8 protein-coding genes are annotated in these 4,739 nt (G+C 67.0%); all 8 read right to left on the minus strand.

Annotated elements, in window-relative coordinates:
* Positions 1-571 (minus strand): riboflavin synthase (locus ACK5IR_RS09165; RefSeq protein WP_416928121.1); only part of this gene is annotated, 571 nt, incomplete at its 3' end.
* Positions 572-629: 58 nt separating this feature from the next.
* Positions 630-1,709, minus strand: coding sequence for a bifunctional diaminohydroxyphosphoribosylaminopyrimidine deaminase/5-amino-6-(5-phosphoribosylamino)uracil reductase RibD (gene ribD, locus ACK5IR_RS09170; RefSeq protein ID WP_416928135.1), 1,080 nt, complete (start codon positions 1,707-1,709; stop codon positions 630-632).
* 35 nt (positions 1,710-1,744) lie between these two features.
* The gene (nrdR, locus tag ACK5IR_RS09175; RefSeq protein ID WP_416928123.1) at positions 1,745-2,212 is read right to left on the minus strand and encodes a transcriptional regulator NrdR; all 468 of its coding nucleotides are present in this window, start codon (positions 2,210-2,212) and stop codon (positions 1,745-1,747) included.
* A gap of 115 nt (positions 2,213-2,327) precedes the next feature.
* The gene (locus ACK5IR_RS09180; RefSeq protein WP_416928125.1) at positions 2,328-2,750 is read right to left on the minus strand and encodes a secondary thiamine-phosphate synthase enzyme YjbQ; all 423 of its coding nucleotides are present in this window, start codon (positions 2,748-2,750) and stop codon (positions 2,328-2,330) included.
* A 4-nt stretch (positions 2,751-2,754) separates the two neighbouring features.
* Entirely contained in the window at positions 2,755-3,201 is a 447-nt protein-coding gene (locus ACK5IR_RS09185) for a hypothetical protein (protein WP_416928127.1), read from the minus strand.
* Between the two features lie 22 nt (positions 3,202-3,223).
* Positions 3,224-3,640 carry a hypothetical protein gene (locus ACK5IR_RS09190; protein ID WP_416928129.1) on the minus strand — a complete coding sequence of 139 codons (417 nt, stop codon included), beginning with the start codon at positions 3,638-3,640 and terminating at the stop codon, positions 3,224-3,226.
* Positions 3,641-3,731: 91 nt separating this feature from the next.
* Positions 3,732-4,154 carry a hypothetical protein gene (locus ACK5IR_RS09195; RefSeq protein WP_416928131.1) on the minus strand — a complete coding sequence of 141 codons (423 nt, stop codon included), beginning with the start codon at positions 4,152-4,154 and terminating at the stop codon, positions 3,732-3,734.
* A 137-nt stretch (positions 4,155-4,291) separates the two neighbouring features.
* Positions 4,292-4,739 (minus strand): sigma-70 family RNA polymerase sigma factor (locus tag ACK5IR_RS09200; RefSeq protein ID WP_416928133.1); only part of this gene is annotated, 448 nt, incomplete at its 5' end.

Consider the following 4,739-nt stretch of genomic DNA (forward strand, 5'->3'; position numbering starts at 1 on the left):
GACGGGCGACGTAGCGGGCAAGCGTGTCGATTTCGAGGTTGACCAGATCGCCGACCCTTGCCGCCCCCCAGGTCGTGACCTCGCGGGTGTGCGGGATCAGGTTGACGCCAAACGCGCATCCGTCGACCTCGTTCACCGTGAGCGATGTGCCGTTGAGCGCAACCGACCCCTTGGGCGCAATGAACCTGGCCAGCGCCTCGGGCGCGCGGAAGATCACGCGCAGGCTGTCGCCCTCGTCGCGCATCGCCACGATCTCGGCCACACCATCGACATGGCCGGAAACGATATGCCCCCCCAGTTCGTCGCCGACCCGCAGCGCACGTTCCAGGTTGATCCGGCCGCCCTCGGCCCAGTTTCCGATATTGGTCTTCGACACGGATTCAGCCGAAATATCGACGGCAAACCAGTCCGGCCCCCTGTCCACAACCGTCAGGCAAACCCCGTCGCAAGCGATCGACGCCCCCATGACCACACCGTTCATGTCATAGGACGTGCCGATCCGCACCCGCAGGTCGCCCGACTGCCGCTTCTGCCTGATTTCGCCGATGTCGGTCACGATTCCGGTGAACATGCCTGCCTCCGATTTCTGGCCCGTCCGGCGTACTTGTCCGGCATGGCTACCGCAAGCGTCAATGGCCGCGCAACGGGCGCCAGACGGCCATCGCATCGGGTCCGATCGCGCACAGCCGGTCGAGTTGGAACCGGGGCGCCGCGCCCAGCCGGTCGAGCCCCATGGCCCCGAGCGCCGGCCGCCCTTCGGCGCCAATCGCCATTCCGGCACTGAAGGTGACAAGCTCGTCAACCACCCCCGCCATGAGCAGCGAAGTGGCCAGCGCGCCGCCACCCTCGCAAAACACGCGCGTCAACCCGGCCCGGCCCAACGCCAGCAGCATCGCCTGCGGATCGAGCCCCCCATCCCCTACGGCGGCTTCGAACAGCCGCGCGCCGCGGGCGCGCCATCTTTCGCGCAGGTCTGCCGCCGCCTCTGGCCCGTGGCACAGCCAGACCGGTGCTGTCTCCATTTCGGTGAACAGCCGCCCCTGCACCGGAACATCCAGCCGCCGCGCGGCGACGATGCGCACCGGCTGGCGCGCCGCGCCCAGCCCGCGCACCGTCAGCACCGGGTCGTCGGCGCGCGCGGTTCCGGCACCGACCAGCACCGCATCGTGCCGCAGGCGCAGCGCATGAACCTCGCGCCGTGCCGCCGGACCGGTGATCCACCGGCTCTCTCCGGTTGCCGTTGCAATCCGTCCGTCGAGCGAGGCGGCCAGCTTGAGCGTGACAAGCGGGCGCCCCTCGATCACCCGCCGCAGGAACCCCTCGTTGGCGCGCCGTGCCCGCGCCTCAAGCACTCCGGTTTCGACGGTAATTCCGGCCGCACGCAGCAGCGCGAGGCCCGCCCCGGCGACGCGCGGGTCGGGATCGCCGGTGGCAACGACCACCCGCTCGACCCCGGCCGCGACCAGCGACGTGGCGCAGGGCGGCGTCTTTCCGTGATGCGCGCAGGGTTCGAGCGTGACATAGGCGGTTGCGCCGCGCGCCGCCTCGCCGGCCTGTGCCAGCGCCACCGCTTCGGCATGGGGGCGCCCGCCCGGCTGGGTCCAGCCGCGCCCGACAATGCACCCTGCCCGGACGATCACGCAACCGACCGCCGGGTTGGGCCAGACATTGCCCAGACCGCGCGCGCCGAGCGCCAGCGCCAACCGCATGAAGCGGCGGTCGGCCCCGGCCCCGGCGCGCTGGCTCACGACTGCGGCGCGGGGTTCGGGCGCAACTCGCTGACGAATTTATCGAAATCGTCAGCGGCCTGAAAGTTCTTGTAAACGCTGGCAAAACGAACGTAGGCAACGGTGTCGATCCGCGCCAGCGTCTCCATCACGATTTCGCCAATCACCTTCGACGGGATGTCGGTTTCGCCCATGCTCTCAAGCCGGCGCACGATACCCGAGATCATCTGGTCGATACGCTCGGGGTCGATCGGGCGTTTCTGAAGCGCGATCCTGACCGACCGCTCCAGCTTGTCGCGGTCGAAATCCTCGCGCCGGCCGTTCGACTTGATGACGACGAGATCGCGCAACTGCACGCGCTCATAGGTGGTAAACCTGCCGCCGCAGGCCGGGCAGAAGCGCCGTCGCCGGATGGCGACGTGATCCTCGGCCGGCCTGGAATCCTTGACCTGCGTATCGACATTTCCGCAAAACGGGCAGCGCATGCCTTCCCCCTTGTACCGCCATCTGGGGCATCGTCCCCTTTGTTCGCCCATGACTATAGGCAACCCGCCAAGACTTGGGTAGTACATTTATCCACATACCGCATGTGGCATTAAGTTACCCAAGGTGAGCGACGATTTCGCGGCGATGCGGGCTGTCACGATGCTCGAACAGGTAAACGCCCTGCCAGGTGCCCAATGCCATGCGCCCGCCCGATACCGGGATCGACAGGCTTGTCGGCAGAAGCGCGGCCTTGATATGGGCCGGCATGTCGTCGGGCCCCTCATAGGTGTGCCGCAGCCAGCGCATCGACGGGTCCGAGGCCGGCGGCACCAGCCGGTGGAAGAACTCGCGCAGATCAGCCTGAACCTCGGCATCGGCGTTTTCCTGAATCACCAGCGAAGCCGAGGTATGCCGGACGAAGACGGTCAGCAATGCCTCCCGAAGCCCCGCTTCGCGCACGAAAGCGGCAAGGTGCGGCGTGATCTCGTAGGTTCCCTGACCGGTGGTCGCAACTGCAAGGCGCGTCTGATGCGCCATGCGCTCAGAATCCCCAGTGCATCAGCCTGCGCCGGCTTTGCACACACAGCCCGCGCCCGCCTCCGGCAAGAAAGTTGTACCCGCGCTTGCTGATCGACAGCGAATAGCCGAAATCCTGCCCGGCAAGCCCGGCGATATCGCCATAGGGCACGATGGTGAATGTAACCGCGCTGCGCCCGCGCACCAGACGGCTGGGGGCACGGCCATTTGCGATATAGATGCGGGTGTTCTGCGGCTTGTGCATCCTGTTGACAACAAAATCGCCCGCAGCGCACCAGTAATCGATCGGCCCCGCCATCGGATAGCGCAGAACCTCGAAAACGCCCGCATGCTCGGGATCGGGTAGCACCGTCATGCCGTTATAGGCAACGGCGGCCCGCCCGGTCGCGGGCAGAACGGCCACCATGCCTGCCACCGCCAGACTTGCCGCAATGCGGCCAATGCGGCTCATCAGCGGCACCTTCGCAGGAGGCTCAATCGTCATCATCTTCGTTGAAACCACGGTGTTTGTCATCGCATAGCAGTTGTGCGTGCCCGACCGAACGGTTCTGGCCGACACCGTATTCCCCGGTGCGCAACACGATCCCGCCGCCCCAGTCGGTTTTCGCCTGTGGTCCCTGAAGGGCGAAACCGACGCTGCGCCGGTTGGGCTGGGTCGGGCTCGGCCCCCAGGGCCGCACCAGAACCACCCGGTCGGCAGGTTGCGCCCCGAGGTGGGAACGGGCGTATTCCGCCGCGCCGCAAAACGCGCGAGGCCCGCCAGAGGTGCCGAAAACCTCGAACCCGGATGCCGGGCCGGTTGCAATCAGGCCGTTCGCCACCCCCGCCGCCATCGCACCCGATGCAGCAAGGGAAGCCAGCGCCAGAACAAGACCGTACCTGAACTTCATGATCCGCTCCTTCCAGTCATAATACACGATGCCCGGATCGGCGACATCCTACAAGCGCGAGCGGTGCGGCCGCGCGGCATGCCGGGACGCGTCAATCCTCCCGGGCATCGAGAATTCGGGAATGATAGCAGTGCACGGTCGCCGGACGAACCATCATGCTGCGCCCGATGCCGCCGCCCGCGCGGAGGAACGATCCGCCGGTCTGTTCCGCCCCGGTGCCGACAACGAACCCGACGCTGCGCCTGCCGGTCACCGGGCTGTCGCTCAGCCCGCGGGTGACGACGACACGGCCGTTTTCGGGCGCCCCAAGCCGATGCCTGGCAAAAGCCGCGGCGGCGCAGAAATAGTCCATTTCCGTCGCCCCGGCCCGCCCGAGAACATCGAAGCCCTGGGCCGTTCCGGTCGCTATCATCCCGTTCTCGGCCTGATAGGTCATGGTGCCCTGCGCCTTGGCGGTTCCGGCCAAACCGGCCAGAGCCATCACCGAGACGCGCAATATCGAACCCGCACGCATACCCTCACCTCACCCTGGAGTTGGCAAACCTCACCGTGCCCGAGTGTCCGCCGGCGCGCGACAATCGACAACCGGCATTCCACCGGGCGCGACGAAATCACGCCGCAGGAAAGCCCGACCGCCGGGACCGGGCGCCCCTACTGGTCGAGAAAGCTGCGCAGCTTGCGCGAACGGCTCGGGTGCTTGAGCTTGCGCAGTGCCTTGGCCTCGATCTGGCGGATGCGTTCGCGGGTGACGCTGAACTGCTGGCCGACTTCCTCCAGCGTGTGATCGGTGTTCATGCCGATGCCGAAGCGCATGCGCAGCACCCGCTCCTCGCGCGGGGTGAGCGAGGCCAGAACCCGCGTCGTCGTCTCCTTCAGGTTCTCCTGAATGGCCGAGTCGAGCGGCAGGACGGCGTTCTTGTCCTCGATGAAATCGCCAAGCTGGCTGTCTTCCTCGTCGCCGATCGGGGTCTCAAGGCTGATCGGCTCCTTGGCGATCTTCATCACCTTGCGGACCTTCTCCAGCGGCATCTGGAGCTTTTCGGCCAGTTCCTCCGGCGTCGGCTCCCGGCCGATCTCGTGCAGCATCTGCCGCCCCGTG

Origin of the sequence: Tropicimonas sp. (assembly GCF_047971885.1) — a bacterium.
Classification (GTDB): Bacteria; Pseudomonadota; Alphaproteobacteria; order Rhodobacterales; family Rhodobacteraceae; genus Tropicimonas.